Below are 17,832 nucleotides of genomic sequence, written 5' to 3'. Positions count from 1 at the left end.
TACATGTCAGACAAAGAGAATTTCTACAAAAGTGTGTATAAAATAGCTGTGCCCGTCACACTTCAGAGCTTACTGATGGCATTGCTCAATTTGACGGATCAATTGATGGTCGGTCAGCTTGGAGATGTGGCGATTGCCTCGGTGGGGATGTCCACCAAAATATACGGAATTATCGCGGTTGTCTTAGCCGGTTTATCGACAGGTGTATCTATTTTTGCTGCCCAATTTTGGGGGAACAAAGATTCCAAAAGTGTCTCCCAGGTGCTGGGTCTCGGTCTGATCGTCGGCTTCGCGTTCTCGTTCCTGTTCTCTGCGGCTGTATTCATCGATTCGCCGTTCTTTCTGAGTATGTTCACTACAGATGCGAATGTAATAAATGACGGGTACATTTTTCTACAGATTATGTCGATCGGCTTTGTGCCTGTCATGCTCACGATGATGTATTCTGCGATTTTGCGCAGTACCGGGCATGCCAAATGGCCGATGTATGTTAGCTTAATTGCAGTTGGATTGAATCTTATACTGAACTACGTGCTTATCTTCGGCCACTTCGGCGCTCCTGCACTCGGCTTGAAGGGTTCGGCTATCGCTACGCTTGTTTCCAGAGTAATCGAATGTTTATTGATCATTGGCGCCGTGTACCGGTATCGGTTACCGGGAGCTGTCGGGTTAAAGAACTTGTTCATCATTCCTAAACCGCTCGTCCGCAAGTTTTTTGGAACGACTTATCCGCTGTTGCTAACGGAATTGATCTGGGTGTTGGGTGAAACGGCATATGCAATCATCTATAGCCGCATGGGAACGACGGAAATGACAGCAATGACCATTACCTTCCCGTTGCAAGGGCTTTGTATCGGCTTATTATCCGGTCTGGCTAGTGCAGCCGGGGTGCTCGTTGGCAACCGTTTGGGTGCGAACGAAACAGATATCGCACTCGATCACGCGAAAAAATTCATTCGGCTTGGTATCATTATCTCTCTGATTGTAGGGGCTATCATTGCGGCAGGTTCGAAGCTGTATGTATCCGCATTTAATATCTCCGAGGATGCCAAACAAATGGGTGTGTATATCGTTATCGTATTCGCTGGATTTCTTTGGGTCAAAGTATCTAATATGATTATAGCGGGTGGCATTCTAAACAGCGGGGGAGATAGCAAGTTCGTATTCAGCATGGAATCGACAGCAACGTGGCTGATTGGGGTCCCATCTGGGCTGCTGCTGTCATACGTCTGGAAGCAGCCAGTCTACCTCGTGTACCTTGTCATCTCACTGGAGGAGCTTGTCCGCTTCGGTTTTGGCTATGCCCGGATTTACTCCCGCAAGTGGATGAGAAATTTAGTTAGCGATTTGGCTGAAAAAGCGATGTAGAGGTTAAGGTTACATAAAACTCTGCAACTATCTGGGTTGATTGGTTGGCTTAAGACCCCGTGTATTCCCGCTTATGGGAATATCTCAGGGGTCTTTTTGTTGCTACCGATTTGATTGTCGTATGGGGTGGCTTTGAATGGGTGATAATTAGTTAAACGGATCTAGTCAGAAAGGAACTGCTATGCGAGAAACCTCTAGAAGGTATAGGTTCAATGATGTTTTTGAAATGATTTTGTACATCGTATGCGGTGTATCATTTGTTTATTTTAGCGTGATTGGGAACTATGGTAAAACCTTTCAAGCGGGTCTTATCATTGTCGTCCTATTACTCTTTAGGGGCTTAATCACATGGACTAAAAGCGAATTGCCTCCTGCACTGCGGTTCTCGGTGCTGATCTTTATCACGATTACGATGATGCTCGCCAATTTATTCAATATGTATGCGTTCATCCCTTATCTAGACAAGATTGAACATCTGCTGTCCGGAGTTATTCTATTCTTCGTAGGACAATTCATTTTGATCAAGATGGCTAAGCGTAAAGAGCTGGGCGGTGTACCTTCCAACATCATCATCTGGTTCGCTTTCCTGTTTGCTGTTGCCATGGCTGGGCTGTGGGAGATTTATGAGTTTACAGTAGATCATCTTTTCGGATTACATTCACAAAACGGTAGTTTGAGCGATACGATGATGGATATGATCTGCGGAATATTGAGCGCAGCTGTCACAGCCCTTTATTTATACAATAAAGCGCGCAGAACAAGTAAATATGACTAACGTTGATTCAAACGATCAATAGGAGGCTTTTTAGGAATTGTAATCTGAAAAATAGTTTCTGTCGTTGTTCCCTCGAGCAATCGCACGCTGCCATTGTATAATTCCGTAATTTCTTTGAAGATTGAGAGGCAGATGCCTTTGCCCCGGTTTTTGACCGTGAGATTCACTTCCTCAGTATCCTCCGTTAGTCCAAACCCAGATAATAGCCCTCTTCACCGTACCTAACGACATTATCCAGCAAGTTGCGGAAATCGTATTCGACAGCGGCGCGTCGATTAGCGCTGGCAGAATGGTTTTTGCGATCATCCATTTGAGAAGTAGAAGTCGGCCGTTGATGAACGTATAATGGGTACATTGAAAAGGACAGAATTGGAGCTACATACATCATAATTTAGGTCATAACTGAGGAGTGGAAGGGATGGCGCGTGTCTTATTTATTAATGCAGGATCAGAGGGACATATCAATCCAACGATTGGTATTGTACAGGAGCTTATTTCTCGTGGAGAAGAGGTAGTGTACTTCTCTATAGAAGCTTTTCGGGAACGTATTGAGGAGACGGGCGCTATAGTTCGGACATTGGACGATCAACAATATATAAAGGCTTTTATTTCAGGTGGAAGAGATTATTTACTTGAAAGAGTGAATGGGCTTTTACTTACAGCGAATATAGTTATTCCGGGCGTTCTTGAGCAGATCAAAGGGGAGCATTTCGATTATATCATTCATGATTCCATGTTTGGTTGCGGACGTTTAATTGCTCAAATCCTCAAGCTTCCTGCAATCAACTCTTGTACTTCTTTTGTACAGACAAAGGCATCATTTGATCAACTTATGGAGCAGTTTTACATGGAAGCTCCTGCAGAAATAGTAAAAGCTGTGGACGATAGATTTCAAAGCCTGACGGCAAAAATAAAAGAAAAATACGGCGTGGAAATCCATTCTCCTTATGAAGTGTTCTGTAATCCTGCACCACTTACAATCGTTTATACGACAAGGGAGTTTCATCCTTATGGTGAAGCCCTGAATCAATCGTATAAGTTCGTGGGTCCATCTATCTCCTCACGATTAACTCCAGATGATTTTGACCTTTCTGCAATTAAGGGAAAAGAATTAATTTACATTTCAATGGGCACAGTTTTCAACCAAGCCATAGATTTCTATAAGCTCTGTTTTAAGGCATTCGGGAATATGGATCATACGATTGTGATGTCCATTGGGAATAAAGTCCAAATCTATGATTTGGGAGAAATTCCGCAAAACTTCATTGTGAAAAATTATGTTCCACAAATGAATGTATTGCAAAACTCGAGATTATTCATTACTCATGGTGGAATGAACAGTGTGCATGAGGGTCTCTATTACGGGGTTCCGCTAATTGTAATCCCACAAAGTGCGGATCAACCGATCATTGCTGAGCAAGTCGCCAATGCAGGAGCGGGTATTAAATTACAAATGCAAGGATTAACTGCAACTGAACTACGTGAAGCTGTAGAGCGTGTGCTGACCCTTCCATCATTCCAAAAAGCTGTTGCAACAATTAAAGATTCTTTTCGGACATCCGGTGGGTCACACCAAGCTGTGGATGAGATTTTCGAATGGAGGCGTCAATATCTTGATTAGTTTGCAGGGTCATCCATTGAAGGATGGCCCTCTTCATGCCTTAACTTACAAGACAAGTCTATCGCGTACGCTCCACATAATTAAAAATAGCATCTTTCAACTCAAATTCGTACGTCAAACCATCCACTAATCCCACCACATGATTGCTGTCATACAGATCAAGCATGAATCCAGCCATCTCCTTTGCGGTATGGAATTTAGGCACAGCGCCGTGATATTCGAAATCCGTGATATCGAAAGCACGTTTCGCGAATTCTGTTTCTGTTGCGGCAGGTGCCAACACTTTAGCCTGCATAGGTGCACCTTGACTCTTCAACTCATGAGATAGCCCTTCAGTAAATGCACTTACGTAAAACTTGCTCGCACAGTACGTTATAGCATTGCCCACAATCGTATAACCGCCACCAGATGAAACGTTAATTAATTGAGTGCCTTCAATAGTGGAGTAGTCTCGAAAGAATAGAGAGGAGAGTATAGTTAACGCTTCTATGTTCAGATGTAGCATTGTAGTTATTTTATTTAAATCTTGTTCGGCCACTGAAGCAAAGTTCCCAAATCCGGCATTGTTGATCCAGGTTTCGAGGGGATACTCTTGCAAGCTTTCGTAAAGTGAATAAGCATTCTCAATAACGGATAAGTCAGTCGTTCGAATGATAACCTCTACATCAGGCTGAATACGGGTAATTTCAGACTGTAACTCCTCCAGCTGTTCCTTTCTGCGGGCAACAAGAATTAAGTTTTTTCCACGCGCTGCAAAAGCTAGAGCAGTTTCATAACCTATCCCTGAACTAGCGCCGGTAATTACAGTGTACTTCATGTGATTTCCTCCTATTTTTAAACGAGCTTGTAATTTTATCCTACAGCGATTTGATTATATAGGTTAGAGTTTACTCTAAGGCAAATGTTTTTTATAATCAGGGTGACTTTCAAAACATATTAGATTCGAGGACTCGTATGTATACGATTAGCGAGGTATCCAAGTTATTGGAGATAACTACATATACACTGAGATATTATGAAAAAGAAGGGATCGTTGCTCCGATTCGCAATGCCAATGGAGAAAGGGTATATGAGGATACTCATCTTGCTTGGCTGCGATTTGTACTGAGGTTGAAACAAACCCAAATGCCTATCGCACAGATCAGGCAATATGCCCAGTTATACCTAGAGGGCGAGCATACAAGCCAAGCCCGTTTGGATCTTCTCGAAGATCATAGAAGCTCAGTTCAGGATCAAATCAGGCATTTAACAGAGACAGAGAAGATGCTGAACGACAAAATTACCAATTATAAATCCTTCATTAGTAAAGGGAATACACTGGATTTGTCTATGCATGATTAGTAGTACAATTACACTTCGTCCATGCAAAAGGGGATTACCTCAGGCCTAACGGCCAACAGGTAATCCCCTTCTGTTGCAGCGATAACAATTATTTTTTTAGAGGAATTTTGATCTCCAGTTGTTTGTTGTAATTTTTAACTACTTTACCTTTGGCATCTACTTTGTAAGCCCCGGCAGTGCCTTTTTCAAATACGGCTTGATAAGGTCTGATAATCAGATATTCTGCGGCTGGGCGAAGTGCCTCGAACAATAAATCTTCAGAAACAGAATTCTGGGTTGTTGCAACAGATTCCCGTGCAATATATTCTAATTCGTTTCCCAGATTATCATAAATGTCATATCCTAAAGCCTGTGCTTGGTTAGCAGTCCCTCTAACTGCTAAAGCAATACGCACAGAAGTCTCTCCCACAGCAACGCGAGTGGTTTTGATTTCAAATTGGTTGTCTTTCTTTAAAGCTGGCAGCTGAATACTACGCGCTACTCCTGCTTGCTTGAGAGAAAACTTTAGTACATACGGAGCTTCGATTCCGTTAAGCTTCACATGGATGCTCAATTCAGAGGAAGCCAGGCTTGCCTTTTGTTGCTCAGTAAGCCATCCGGTCTGCAATACAACAACCGCCTTGTTGGCATTACCGTCACTGATCCAGCGTGGTGATTTAAAATCAATGTCTCCTGGTTGAGTGAGCTTGGCGTCTACTCCCATAATCGTTCCTTCTGCAAGATAAGGTTCACCTTTATCATTCAAGGTTACGCCTGCGAGCATTCCTGAGAACAGGGATCCTTCACGGCTCAGATCGATCTTAATATAGTTACCGTCAAACTGTGCACTGCCCTTTAAAGTAAGCTGATCGTGTGAATCGGCGACTTTTGTTGTATTCAGGGAAGCTTCAGCGGCAGGTTGAACACTGGCTGCTTGGGTTAAAGCCGGCATTCCCAGCGCTCCAAGGCATACAGCAGCACTTAAAATTACAGACCATTTCTTGGTCATTTTCTTCATGATATCATTCTCCTTAGTTTTTATTTAACTAGCACGTTCATTTCCAGACCATCGATATAATGCTTCACAGGATTTCCGGAACTATCTGCTTTGAATGCGCCACTCTTACTTTTAGAGTCCTCGAACTCATAAAGATAGCCACGGATTGTGAGCATATTAGGATATTTCTCGAACGGCTCAATAAGCAGATTCACATCCTGTGATCTATTGGAAGAAAGGAGCGCTTTTTGCGATATATTTTTCAGAACCAGTCCCTGTTCATCCTTCACTTCAAAGCCCAATGTATTAAAATCTGTGTGATCCCCGTCAGTCTCCTGTTCAATATTGAGTAACAGACGCGTGGTTAATGGGCTATATTCCAGCTTTTGCAGCGTCAGACTCCATCCCTGTGCTTGTGCACGTATATCAGGTACGGCAATACTATTTTCTGTTACCTTTCGTGCAGGAATCTCCAGAACATATGGTGTATCTATACCGTTTAAGTGAAGGGTTACAGTCAGTACAAATTGATCAGGAAAAGGCTTGGTGATCCCCAAATTCGAAGAATCCACCAGTTCAAAAATAGCTGTACTCTGCTCCTTGCCTTCCGTCCAGGTTAGAAAAGGAACAGCTTCCCAATGACCATCTGAGAATTCCTCCAGGGAAGACCCGTCGATCAGTACTTCTGCAGAAGTTATCGCACCTTTCGCTAGAAAAGGTTTCCCATCCTCTCCAATCGTTACTCCGGCTAGCTTACCTTCCAGTTCATCTCCCTCACGTTTCACAGAGAATGCCAATCGGTTGCCATCAAATACAGCCTCTTCGGCAGATAAGGTGATTCCTTCATGCGTATCACTGCTGTTCGGCCGGGTGATCAGACCCAGACGTTGAGCGGCTTGCAATCCTATATCATCTGCCCGTTCAAAAATTCCGCCTATCCATGGAAGCTGTTTGAGTGCATTGGCCAACGCTGGCGGATAGACGGCCGTTAGCATAACACTTAGCACTATCGCTACAGATACAGCAGCTGCGACCTTTGGATATATCCGTTTTTTCTTTTCCTTTTCCACAGGATCCTGGACAATTGTGGCGAGCGATGCATAAATCGAATCCTGCCGCGACCGCAGTAAAGGAGGAAGCTCCTGTATATTAGCCTTGCCTAGCTCCCTGATCTGCTTTTCTAAATGGTTATTATTCATTAGCAAGACCCTCCTCCCGCACAGGATGTATCTGTTTGGACAACAATCTCCGTGCGCGGTGAAGTCGTGCCCTGACCGCTCCCTCGGAGATGTCGAGCACATCTGCAATCTGCTTAATGGATAAATCGTCATAATAAAAAAGCACGATAACAAGCCGCAGGGATTCGTCCAACTGATTAATGAAGCTTTGCAGGTCTACGTTGCCTGAATCTTCAAAATGCACATAGGAATCGACCGGTTCCTCGGGAATTTCCGCCACAGCTATAGTTCGCTCTCGCATACGAAGTAACTGATTGCATTCATTAATTAGGATGCGTATAACCCAGGTTTTAAAAAACTTAGGCTGTTTAAGGTTGGCCAACCCTTTATACACCTTCAGTGTTGTTTCCTGAAGAGCATCCGCGCAATCTTCATCTTTTAGCAGAATGGTTTTGGCTAATCTGTACAACTGGGGTTCCAGTTGCCTGAAAAGACGGGTAAACGCCTCGTGGTCGCCTTTCTGCGCTTTTTTGATATCCAGTTCGTTTTCCAGCAAATGATTTTTCCTCCTTGAGGGCCCTCTGTATGATTAGATGGAGAAGGCATACAAAAAGTTATATTTGGATAAAAAAATCTAAAATCTATTTAATATCATCTATTCCAGAATAGTGGAAAATGAAGATTAAAGCCTATAAAGCTTGCTTAAGCATACAAAATGTTTTCTTTTCATCCGTTACTAAATATTTTAACTATTGGTATATTGATTTGTAAGTGCTTACATAACTTAGGACGCACACATATGCATCTGAAAATTTAGAATGGAAGGTGATCAGAACATGCGAGTTAATCAAAAGGGTATCTCTGTCTTTTTAGCAGTGTTGTTGATGTTAAGTTCATTCTCATTCAACATGAGGAGTGCTTTGGCTGCAGATTCGAATAGTTCGTTAATAGTAAATGGCGGTTTCGAGGACGATTTCTGGGAAGATGGATCATGGAGTGTCGTTACGGCAAATTGGGATCAAGTAGAAATCAAGCATTTTGCATATGCCGATGATACTTGGCTAAGCCCTGACGAAGGAGCTCGTGCTTTCAAATATTGGATTAACAAAGCCGCTACTGGAAACCAGACGATCGCGCTTAAGCAGACCATAACGAATCTCCCTGCGGGAAGCTATGAGCTCTCAGTCAAGTCGATGGGCGGTACTGACAAGGAAACAGGGAATGTTGAATTGTTTGCGGGTGACGAGAAGGCATCCGCTGTTGCTACCACTGGCTATAATGCTTGGGGAACGCTCAGCCTGAAATTTATCTTGAAGCAGGATACCCCGAGTTTTGAGGTTGGTGCGAACATAAGCGGCGCTCCAAGCGCATATGGTTTTTTGGACAGCTTTGAGTTGAAACAGTTGAGTACGGATACGACCCTGCCGGTGCCGGCGGATATTTTTGTGAAGAAGGTAGAAGGACTTCAGCCTGATTTTATTAAGGGCGTGGACATCTCCAGTATTATTTCTTTAGAGAATAGCGGAGTCGAGTTTTACAATGAAAACGGAGAAGTGCAGGATATATTTACAACCGTACATGAAGCCGGGGTTAACTACGTTCGGGTACGGATATGGAATGATCCTTTTGATACAACTGGTAATGGTTATGGCGGTGGTAATAATGACCTGGCAACCGCTATCGAAATCGGGAAAAGAGCGACTGCAAACGGTATGAAGCTACTGGTCGACTTCCATTATTCAGACTTTTGGGCCGATCCCGCCAAGCAGCATACGCCTAAGGCGTGGGCAAACTTGAGTTTTGAAGATAAGAAGACTGCACTTTACGAATATACCAAAGTAAGTCTGGAAGCCCTGATCGATGCAGATATTGATGTTGGCATGGTTCAGGTTGGTAATGAAACGAATGGACAATTCGTCGGTGAATCTGATTGGACGAAGATTAGCCAATTGTTTAGTGCGGGAAGTAAAGCGATTCGAGAGATCGATTCTAATATTCTGATCGCTCTGCATTTTACAAATCCTGAGGGGGCAGGCAGATATGCTTCCTATGCGAAAACCTTGCAGAATAATAATGTAGACTATGATGTATTTGCAAGTTCTTATTATCCTTTCTGGCACGGCACTTTAAGCAATTTGACATCCGTGTTGACGCAAGTGGCTGATACTTATGGAAAAAAAGTAATGGTAGCCGAAACCTCGTACGCGTATACCGCTGAGGATGGAGATGGACACGGAAATACAGCGCCTCAAAGCTCGGGTCAAACTCTAAACTATCCTATCAGCGTTCAAGGTCAGGCCAACTCGGTTAGAGACGTGATCGAAGCTGTTGCGAATGTGGGTGAAGCGGGAATAGGTGTGTTTTATTGGGAACCTGCATGGCTTCCGGTAGGTCCGAAAGATAATCTGGAGCAGAATAAGTCGATTTGGGAAAAATACGGTTCAGGCTGGGCATCTAGCTACGCCAAGGAATATGATCCAAAAGATGCAGGGGAATGGTACGGAGGAAGTGCTGTTGACAATCAGGCTTTGTTTGATTTTAACGGACATCCGCTTGCTTCACTGAATGTATTTAAATACGTTAATACAGGTGCTGTTGCTCCGATTGCTGTAGATGAAGTAAAAGATGTAACCGTCACAGAGATTGCTGGGGAGCCAATCCATCTGCCGAAAGACGTAAGTGTTATTTACAATGATGGAAGTTCGGCAATGATTCCAGTAACGTGGGATCAGGTTGCGCTTGAGCAAGCTATTAGCCAGGGAGCGGGCAGCTATGTGATCGGTGGAACGGTAGAAGGCGGTCAAACGGTTAAGGCTTTTCTAGTCATTAAAAAAGAGAACTTTATCGTCAATGCTGGCTTTGAAAATAGCGATAGAAGCATGTGGAAAATCACCTATGCTAACGCTAAAGAACCACACACAGACTTCCAAAACAAAGTCTCAGATGCCAAGACGGGCAACTACTCTCTACATTTCTACTCGGCGAAAGCAGTGGACTTTAGAGTGGAGCAGACCATTTCTGGGCTGAAGCCGGGATATTATAATCTTTCAATGTTTATTCAAGGGGGAGATGCTGTAAACCCCAACATGAATCTGTTTGCTGTAACGGATGGTAAAGAAGTAAAAATAGACACTGGTGTGAAGGGATGGACACAGTGGAATAATCCTGAGATTCGGGATATTCTCGTTACCGATGGAACGCTAACGATCGGAGCAAATATCAAAGCCGATGGCGGCGCATGGGGAACGATTGATGATTTCTATTTAAGCTATGTAAGAGGTATTGAAGAGTCTGCTATTGTTGATACAAATGCAGAAGTACAACAAATCACTTCTATGACTGCTAAGGTTGGAGGAAACATCACTTCGGACGGTGGTGCTGAGGTTACAGAGCGGGGAGTTGTATATTCCACTACCGCCACTCCTACAATTGCTGACGGTAAGGCCATAGCTGAATCAGGTGGAACAGGAGCCTTTTCAGTGAAACTTACGGGACTTCAATCGGGATCTACCTATCATGTACGTGCCTATGCCGTGAATGGAGTCGGAGTAAGCTATGGGCAAGAGATTACGTTTACGACATTAAGTTCTAGTGCAAGCTTGAATAGCATGAATTTGAGCGGCATAACATTGGATCAAACAGTGAGCGGAAGTGTATACGATTATACAGCGAACGTACCGTATTCCTTATCTAACTTCACGGTGACGGCAACGGCCAGCGATGCTGTTTATGGTACCTTAACAGCGAGTGTGTACAATACTGCCAATACGCTTGTGGCTGGTCCGATAAGTTTGACAAGCGGGGAAACGAGCGTAGAGCTTCCTCTTGAAGTAGGTAGTAATCGTTTGGAGTTATTCGTAATTGCCCAGGATGGCACAGGTACGAAGTATACTGCAACGATAACGAGAGCTGCACAAGATAACGGTTCTGATGATAATGGCAACGGTGGTAATGATGGCGGTAGTAGCTCCAACATCGTACTTCCGGTTATCTCCACCAACGGGAAACTGACGCTTCCCGCAGGTCAATCCGGTGAAGTCAGACTGGATAATGGGCTTGTGATTTCTATTCCGGCTAATGCTTCAGGCAAGCAACTGACATTAACAATTGAGAAAGTGCTCCAAACAGAGACTCTTCTCAGCAATCATGAGATTCTCGTAAGCCCGATCTATGAGATTCTAAAAAACTTCGCGGAGAACTTTAGTAAACCGGTCACGCTAACCTTTGTGTTCGATTCAGGACAAGTGAAGAGCGGCCAGACTGTAGCGATCTTTTATTATGATGAAGTGAAGAAGAGCTGGGTGAAAGTTAACGGCGGCAAAATAGATGGAAATCGCATTGCTGCAGATGTGGATCACTTTACGAAGTTTGCTGTACTCGTAGTGGATCAAGCGACCGGATTGCCGGTAACAAATGCATCTACTGAACCGACAACAGAAGCTGGGTTCAGTGATATCTCCGGACATTGGGCGGAGGCCAATATTAAGAAAGCGGTGAGCGAAGGGATCATCAAGGGTTATACGGATGGAACGTTCAAGCCGAATACTACGGTGACACGCGCTGAATTTGCGGTGATGCTGATGAATGCGCTGAAGCCTACTGGAAACGGTGTGGAACTGGGCTTCACAGATACAATCCCTGCTTGGGCCGAGAAGTCCATTGCACAAGCCTTAGAGGCGAAGATTATACGCGGCTATGAGGATGTTACCTTCCGTCCGGCAGCGAGCATAACACGTTCGGAGCTGGCAGTTATGATCGCTAGAGCAGCAGGGGTAGATTTAACATCGGCGGCATCAACAGGCTTTGCTGATGATAGCCAAATTCCTGCATGGGCAAAGGATGCAGTTGCAGCCGTGAAGAAATCAGGCATTGTGAGCGGACGTAATGGCAATGTATTTGCACCAAATGAGACCGCAACAAGAGCAGAGGCAGTAACCATCATTATGAATCTCCTACAAACTAAATAGTAAGCTTACTTGAGTAAGCAAATAGACCGTCCGAAGGACGGTCTATTTGCTATGTACAGCCATGCTGAGGGTACAAAAAAAGAAGAACTGACAGACTGTGCCGGTTCTTCTACATATAATTAATTTGCATGCAAAGAAAGTTCGTGATAATATTATAGAACTGCTGTTAATTTCACTTATTTACACATAAGTATAACATCTTATCCACACTATTATAATACCATGTGGATCAGCAGTTTGTCAAATTTAATTTTTGCTTCTTTATAACAAGAATGAAAAGGAGCGTGTTCGTGAAGATGGTAGACGTAAACGATTGGCAGCAAGAACAAGAACGGCTTGATTTGGTTACGGAAAAGCTGCGATTAAGAATCGCAGAACTAGAACCCGAAGTAACTGGGTTACGTGATCAGGTGGTGGACATTCGCAAGCGGTTTTGGGAAGAAGTCACGGTCAATACGAGCACAGACGAAGATTTTGAAGAGACCTTCTACAGTATAAAGCAGCAAGAAGCGTTGTTGTCCGAGCGGGAACGCAGTCACCGGCAACGGGTCCAGCGTTTTAATAATATGAAACGGCTTCTGCCCTCTCCCTATTTTGGGCGAATGGATTTTCATGAAGACGGCCTGAGCTCCAGTGAGAAAATTTATATCGGAGTGGCTTCTTTCGTCGATGCAGACGGTGTGGACTTTCTGGTGTATGACTGGCGAACACCTATTGCAAGCATGTACTATGACCATTCTCCGGGGAGATCCACTTATGAAACGCCGGGTGGACAGATTACAGGTGAGATGATGCTGAAGCGGCAATATCAGATCCGTTACGGCCAGCTCCAGAACGTGTTCGATACGAGCTTAACGATCGGGGACGAATTGCTTCAGCAGGTGCTTGGCAAGGGCGCGGATTCACAAATGAAGAGCATTGTGGCGACCATTCAGAAGGAACAGAACGCCATCATCCGCAATGACAAAAGTCGTATGCTCATTGTACAGGGGGCGGCTGGCAGCGGAAAGACGTCCGCAGCGTTGCAACGGGTAGCCTATTTATTATACAAACACCGCGATAGGCTCAAGGCGGATCAGATCGTTCTTTTTTCGCCAAATCCGATGTTTAACAGTTATGTATCGACGGTTCTGCCCGAGCTTGGCGAGGAGAATATGCAGCAAACGACGTTTCAGGAATACCTTGCTTATTGGCTTGGATCCACGGTTCATCTAGAGGACCCCTTCGAGCAGATTGAATATGTACTGACATCATCACAATCCTCGCAGGGATATGAAGCACGGCTAACAGGAATGCAATATAAGGCTTCTGAAGCCTTTCTGCATGCTCTCCAAAGCTACGCACAATGGCTAGGGAAAGAGGGAATGCTGTTCCACAGTATTCGTTTCCGGGACCGCGATTTGATTACTGCGGAGCAAATGAAATCGCAATTTTACAGCTACGACAGCTCTATCCGATTGGCGAATCGCGTCGCTTTACTACGTGAATGGCTGCTGCGCGAGTTGACTAAGCTAGAACGTCAGGAAATGGAGGCACCCTGGGTTCAAGATGAGGTCGATTACCTCGACAACGATCAATATGCCGAAGCGTACAGTGAGGTGCTTAAGAAGTACCGGCGAGAAGAGGCTGTCTTCGATTTTACGGAGCAGTATCTTGAAATCTATGGCGATTTTCGTATTCAGAAGGACGGGGAAGAGAATGTTTTTGACTTTAGTTCGCAGGAAGAAGAACTGCTGCGTCGAATGATCGTGAAGGAGCACTTCAAACCGCTGAGACGGGATGCCAAACGGTTGAAGTTCATAAATACGATTGGATTATACGATCAGTTGTTTAGTGATGCTGCTATCTATCAGGAAATGACGGGTGAGACCGAAGTACCTGATCAATGGTCAGAAATCTGTATGCAAACGAAGGAAAAGTTGAGCCATACTGAGCTGTTTTATGAGGATGAGACCCCATTCCTATATTTAAAAGAGCTTATCGAGGGTTCTCGCACGAATACAATGGTGCGGCATTTATTTATTGACGAGGGGCAGGACTATTCGCCGTTCCAATTCGCGTTTCTCAAACAATTGTTTCCCCGCGCCAGCATGACAATACTCGGCGATTTCAGTCAAGCGATTTTCCCGCAAGCGACGAATCTGCAAGAGGTGAATTCTCCTTTGATCCGGCTTTATGGTGAAGAGGAAACGAACCTATTTCGTCTAATCCGAAGCTATCGCTCCACTCGCGAGATTGTGGAGTTTACGAAGGCGCTGCTACCTAATGAAGAGATCGTGCCTTTTGATAGGGGCGGCAAGAAGCCGCACCTAGTGAAGGCTAGCAATGACGTAGAGCGGGCGGTCCGAATAAAAGAGGATCTTGCGGCGCTTATGGCCGAAGGTCTCGACTCCATTGCCGTTATTACTAAGACTGCTGCGGAAAGTCGCGAAGCCTATGAAGCATTGGCTGCACAGGGGGGCGAGAATCTGCGACTTGTTACGAAGGAGACGCTCACCTTTGAGAAGGGAACGTTGGTTATTCCTGCGTATCTTGCTAAGGGGGTAGAATTCGACGCTGTGCTAATCTACGATGCTTCCACGCAGACGTATCATCGGGAGAGCGAACGTAAACTCTTTTATACGGCTTGTACTCGCGCGATGCATCGCCTTCTGCTGTACACGACAAGCGATTGGTCACACTTTATTCAAGCCTTGGATACCTCTTTGTATGAGGTAGTGTAAGTAGACATATCAAAATCCACCTCTTCAAGAAATTCGATAACTTCCCCATTGGGGCTGTGAACGATCGCGTTCTTGATCAGGAGAGGTGGTTCACCAAGAGAAAGCGAATCTGGTGCTATAAAAGCCTTTGCTCCATGAGCAAGGGCTTTTTGGTACATTTCATCGACATTATCCACGTAGAAGGCGAAATGTAAGAGTGCTCCGTGAGCTACTTCTTCCTCAGACAAGGCTTTTTTTCCTTGGGCGGCAATGACTGCATCGTTATCAAAAATCTCAATGCAGGTCTTTTGGTCAGGTGAAATCAACATGCATGCTTCTTTGATTTGAAAGGATGGCAGACTCCAATGATGACCTAACTTGAACCCTAAAACGTCGATATAAAATGAAATTGTTGCAATATAATCTTTGGCTTGAATCGCTATATGTGCAAGACCTTTTACGCTCATTATTAATCACTCCTATATCTAATGTACTATTTATTATAGTTGGATTAAAATAGGAGATACATATATAAGATAAGTGTTTTATACTAACATGGTTATTGAATATAAGGTATTTTAACTCAACGGGTTTATTATATAAAATTGGGTGAGGAGGCGCTTACTATGGAGCATCTTATGGATGAGATTGATAAAAAAATTATGCAATTACTACAGTACAATGCCCGAATGCCCATTTCACAAATCAGCAAAGAGGTTTCGATGTCACAGCCTTCCGTTAAAGAAAGAATTATTAAGCTAGAAGAAAGGAACATCATTTCGGGGTATCACACAGCTTTTAATTTGCGGGATCTGAACCGGGGTACGACTACCTTTATTCTAATTAAAACAGAACATTGCCAAGAGCTCACTGATTTTTGCAACAATGCTATGGAGGTTACTGATTTGTTCCGCATTAGTGGAGAATATAACTATCTTATTAAGGTGCAGACCTCATCGATTGAGGCGCTTGCTGAATTTCAAGATCAACTTATAAAGTTCGGACCTTCCAAATCGCATATCAGTTTGAAAAACATTTTGGAAAACAGAGTGCTGCTCTAAAGATAAGCTTCCAAATAGAAGATATAGTAACCGCTTTCTTTTCGTTGTAGAATGGGTGGAAATAGTAGTTATGATGGATACGGAGATAAGGGAGCATGCGCATGGAGAGGAAACTGCCTAGTAAAAAATATATTCCGTTCACATACAAGATGATGATTCCGTATCTGATTCTAGTATTGCTGACAGACATGCTGGTTGGCTATATAGCCTATACAATGCTCGTCGAGTCCAGGACCGAAATGGCGGAAACGAATGTCCGTACGGCTTTGAAGCAGACGAGAAGCAACATCGAATACCAGACAGATGAAATTAAACGTATGACCAACTCGCTGTTTCTAAATACGAATTTTCAGAATGCCCTTCAGTTCAGGGGAGATCCTTTGGAAAACATGCTCAAAATGAGAGATGATATTGTTCCTTATATGAAGGCTCCTCTACAACTGTATGGAAACAAGCTGAGACTTGCGCTTTTTACCGTTAATGAGACGATGCTGGAAATTACCGGTGATGAGATGTCGACGCCCATTGGTAGAAGTGATTATTATGTCCTTTCTGATCAGGTGATCGAGAATACGGATTGGTTTAAGTCGATTATGGCAAATAACGAGGACAGCTTGTGGCTTCAAGCGGACAACGACCGTGAACTAGGCAATATTTCGTATTTTCGCAAGCTCGTTTCTTCCAAGGCAGCTCCGGCTATCATCGGGTACATTCGTGTTACGGCGAGAATCGACGAGCTTTTTGGCAGTTTCGATACTTTTCCAATTGAACAGGGGCTTAATCTTCGTCTGATGGATAGGGCGACAGGTTTGACGATGTATGAACAAGGTATTGTCGATGAAACTGCGAAGCAAGACTCTTATTTAATAATAAGTGAAGATATTCCGGTATCCAGCTATGTCATTGAGGCACGCGTGCCCCACTCTTATTTGAACAAAGACGCCAGTAGAATGCGGAAGGTGATTAGTACCGTTTGTTCTATTAGTTTTTTGGTGATGGCTATTATCGGTTTTCTAGTTGCACGTATATCTGGCAAAAAAATTAAGCGGATTGTGTATTTGGTTCGGTCGTTTCAGGAGGGGAATTTCTATAAAAGAATCGGATTTCCGGGAAACGATGAATTTGTCTATATTGCGAATAGTTTTAATCAAATGGCGACTAGCATTCAGGAGCTAATCCGGAACGTCTATGTGCAGGGCATTCAGAAAAAGCAAGCGGAGCTGGATGTGCTCCAAGCCCAGATCAGCCCCCATTTCCTGTACAACACATTGTCGACGATTGGCAGTCTGGCCAATTTGGGGGAAACAGAGAAGGTTACACAGATGGTACATGGCCTGTCTAAGTTTTATCGACTCACGTTGAATGATGGGCATGTATATATCTCACTTGAAAATGAGCTGGAGCAGGTGAGGATGTATCTGGAGATCCAGAGAGTAAAATATGCGGATGCCTTTGAGGTTTATTATGATGTCGATCCGGAAATTTTACAGATTCCTATTATCAAGCTGATTTTGCAGCCATTTGTGGAGAATATATTCAAGCACGCCTGGTTCGGGGAGACCATTGCGATTCGTATTACTGGAAAGCGGCTTGGTGACCGCATCGAACTCAAGGTCATTGATAACGGGATCGGCATGCGACCGGATACACTTCGAAACATGCGGTCAAGCGCATACCAACCTGGCAGCTACGGTCTGAGAAATGTGGAAGAACGAATTAAACTGAGATACGGCAGCGATTTCGGCATTCAAATCGGCAGCTATTTTGGAGCGGGAACGACAGTTCAAATCATCTTACCGGTGGATAATGCGGAAATTAGGGAAGTTATGGGGGAATGAGAAGT

Annotated in this window: 14 protein-coding genes; 8 read left to right on the top strand and 6 right to left on the bottom strand. The window is 44.1% G+C overall.

Annotation, left to right across the window (positions count from 1 at the left end):
• Positions 1–3 precede the first annotated feature (3 nt).
• Positions 4–1,368 (top strand): MATE family efflux transporter, encoded by a 1,365-nt coding sequence (locus tag R50345_RS29500; protein ID WP_042131654.1) that lies wholly within the window; start codon positions 4–6, stop codon positions 1,366–1,368.
• 226 nt (positions 1,369–1,594) lie between these two features.
• Positions 1,595–2,143 carry a DUF2238 domain-containing protein gene (locus tag R50345_RS29495; protein WP_052414775.1) on the top strand — a complete coding sequence of 183 codons (549 nt, stop codon included), beginning with the start codon at positions 1,595–1,597 and terminating at the stop codon, positions 2,141–2,143.
• Positions 2,144–2,327: 184 nt separating this feature from the next.
• Here the strand turns inward: R50345_RS29495 and R50345_RS32280 are convergent, their stop codons facing one another.
• Positions 2,328–2,453 carry a hypothetical protein gene (locus tag R50345_RS32280; protein WP_269321976.1) on the bottom strand — a complete coding sequence of 42 codons (126 nt, stop codon included), beginning with the start codon at positions 2,451–2,453 and terminating at the stop codon, positions 2,328–2,330.
• A gap of 108 nt (positions 2,454–2,561) precedes the next feature.
• On the opposite strand from R50345_RS32280, the gene R50345_RS29490 reads away from it, so the two are divergent.
• Entirely contained in the window at positions 2,562–3,764 is a 1,203-nt protein-coding gene (locus R50345_RS29490) for a macrolide family glycosyltransferase (protein ID WP_042131652.1), read from the top strand.
• Between the two features lie 58 nt (positions 3,765–3,822).
• On the opposite strand, the gene R50345_RS29485 is transcribed toward R50345_RS29490, so the two are convergent.
• Positions 3,823–4,581 carry an SDR family NAD(P)-dependent oxidoreductase gene (locus R50345_RS29485; RefSeq protein ID WP_042131651.1) on the bottom strand — a complete coding sequence of 253 codons (759 nt, stop codon included), beginning with the start codon at positions 4,579–4,581 and terminating at the stop codon, positions 3,823–3,825.
• Between the two features lie 137 nt (positions 4,582–4,718).
• Between R50345_RS29485 and R50345_RS29480 the strand changes: the two genes are divergently transcribed.
• Complete coding sequence (locus tag R50345_RS29480) at positions 4,719–5,105, top strand: MerR family transcriptional regulator (protein ID WP_042131650.1); 387 nt, start codon at positions 4,719–4,721, stop codon at positions 5,103–5,105.
• An 88-nt stretch (positions 5,106–5,193) separates the two neighbouring features.
• Here R50345_RS29480 and R50345_RS29475 read toward each other — a convergent pair whose 3' ends face one another.
• Genes R50345_RS29475 through R50345_RS29465 form a run of 3 tightly spaced genes read right to left on the bottom strand, consistent with a single transcriptional unit; the run spans position 5,194 to position 7,815 of the window.
• Positions 5,194–6,102 (bottom strand): DUF5643 domain-containing protein, encoded by a 909-nt coding sequence (locus tag R50345_RS29475; RefSeq protein ID WP_042131649.1) that lies wholly within the window; start codon positions 6,100–6,102, stop codon positions 5,194–5,196.
• Positions 6,103–6,122: 20 nt separating this feature from the next.
• Positions 6,123–7,280: a DUF4179 domain-containing protein gene (locus tag R50345_RS29470; protein ID WP_042131648.1), complete on the bottom strand. Its 1,158-nt coding sequence runs from the start codon at positions 7,278–7,280 to the stop codon at positions 6,123–6,125.
• Positions 7,273–7,815: a sigma-70 family RNA polymerase sigma factor gene (locus tag R50345_RS29465; protein WP_231573988.1), complete on the bottom strand. Its 543-nt coding sequence runs from the start codon at positions 7,813–7,815 to the stop codon at positions 7,273–7,275. Before R50345_RS29465 ends, R50345_RS29470 begins: the two co-directional genes overlap by 8 nt.
• A gap of 280 nt (positions 7,816–8,095) precedes the next feature.
• Here R50345_RS29465 and R50345_RS31035 point away from each other — a divergent pair, with 280 nt between their 5' ends.
• Both R50345_RS31035 and helD read left to right on the top strand, forming a co-directional pair.
• Positions 8,096–12,226, top strand: coding sequence for a glycosyl hydrolase 53 family protein (locus R50345_RS31035; protein WP_081954222.1), 4,131 nt, complete (start codon positions 8,096–8,098; stop codon positions 12,224–12,226).
• Between the two features lie 296 nt (positions 12,227–12,522).
• Complete coding sequence (gene helD / locus R50345_RS29455) at positions 12,523–14,949, top strand: RNA polymerase recycling motor HelD (protein WP_042131647.1); 2,427 nt, start codon at positions 12,523–12,525, stop codon at positions 14,947–14,949.
• On the opposite strand, the gene R50345_RS29450 is transcribed toward helD, so the two are convergent.
• On the bottom strand, positions 14,913–15,395 hold the full coding sequence (locus R50345_RS29450; protein WP_042131646.1) for a VOC family protein: 483 nt from the start codon (positions 15,393–15,395) through the stop codon (positions 14,913–14,915). The genes helD and R50345_RS29450 overlap by 37 nt on opposite strands.
• A 159-nt stretch (positions 15,396–15,554) precedes the next feature.
• Here R50345_RS29450 and R50345_RS29445 point away from each other — a divergent pair, with 159 nt between their 5' ends.
• Together R50345_RS29445 and R50345_RS29440 are read left to right on the top strand one after the other, a co-directional pair.
• Entirely contained in the window at positions 15,555–15,989 is a 435-nt protein-coding gene (locus tag R50345_RS29445) for an Lrp/AsnC family transcriptional regulator (protein ID WP_042131645.1), read from the top strand.
• Between the two features lie 101 nt (positions 15,990–16,090).
• Positions 16,091–17,827, top strand: a complete 1,737-nt coding sequence (locus R50345_RS29440; protein ID WP_042132577.1) for a sensor histidine kinase — start codon at positions 16,091–16,093, stop codon at positions 17,825–17,827.
• The last annotated feature ends 5 nt before the right edge of the window (positions 17,828–17,832 follow it).

The sequence above is a fragment of the Paenibacillus sp. FSL R5-0345 genome, assembly GCF_000758585.1.
Lineage (GTDB): Bacteria > Bacillota > Bacilli > Paenibacillales > Paenibacillaceae > Paenibacillus_AQ.
The sequence above is the reverse complement of the archived record's forward strand: the minus strand, read 5'-3'. Positions and strand labels throughout refer to the sequence as shown.

What these genes read in the sequence shown, in the direction of transcription:
- R50345_RS29475 (WP_042131649.1), bottom strand. Translation starts at nt 6,102, where the DNA reads ATGAAGAAAATGACCAAGAAATGGTCTGTAATTTTAAGTGCTGCTGTA.
- R50345_RS29450 (WP_042131646.1), bottom strand. Translation starts at nt 15,395, where the DNA reads ATGAGCGTAAAAGGTCTTGCACATATAGCGATTCAAGCCAAAGATTAT.
- R50345_RS29470 (WP_042131648.1), bottom strand. Translation starts at nt 7,280, where the DNA reads ATGAATAATAACCATTTAGAAAAGCAGATCAGGGAGCTAGGCAAGGCT.
- R50345_RS29440 (WP_042132577.1), top strand. Translation starts at nt 16,091, where the DNA reads ATGGAGAGGAAACTGCCTAGTAAAAAATATATTCCGTTCACATACAAG.
- R50345_RS29490 (WP_042131652.1), top strand. Translation starts at nt 2,562, where the DNA reads ATGGCGCGTGTCTTATTTATTAATGCAGGATCAGAGGGACATATCAAT.
- R50345_RS29485 (WP_042131651.1), bottom strand. Translation starts at nt 4,581, where the DNA reads ATGAAGTACACTGTAATTACCGGCGCTAGTTCAGGGATAGGTTATGAA.
- R50345_RS29500 (WP_042131654.1), top strand. Translation starts at nt 4, where the DNA reads ATGTCAGACAAAGAGAATTTCTACAAAAGTGTGTATAAAATAGCTGTG.
- R50345_RS31035 (WP_081954222.1), top strand. Translation starts at nt 8,096, where the DNA reads ATGCGAGTTAATCAAAAGGGTATCTCTGTCTTTTTAGCAGTGTTGTTG.
- helD (WP_042131647.1), top strand. Translation starts at nt 12,523, where the DNA reads ATGGTAGACGTAAACGATTGGCAGCAAGAACAAGAACGGCTTGATTTG.
- R50345_RS29495 (WP_052414775.1), top strand. Translation starts at nt 1,595, where the DNA reads ATGATTTTGTACATCGTATGCGGTGTATCATTTGTTTATTTTAGCGTG.
- R50345_RS29480 (WP_042131650.1), top strand. Translation starts at nt 4,719, where the DNA reads ATGTATACGATTAGCGAGGTATCCAAGTTATTGGAGATAACTACATAT.
- R50345_RS32280 (WP_269321976.1), bottom strand. Translation starts at nt 2,453, where the DNA reads ATGGATGATCGCAAAAACCATTCTGCCAGCGCTAATCGACGCGCCGCT.
- R50345_RS29445 (WP_042131645.1), top strand. Translation starts at nt 15,555, where the DNA reads ATGGAGCATCTTATGGATGAGATTGATAAAAAAATTATGCAATTACTA.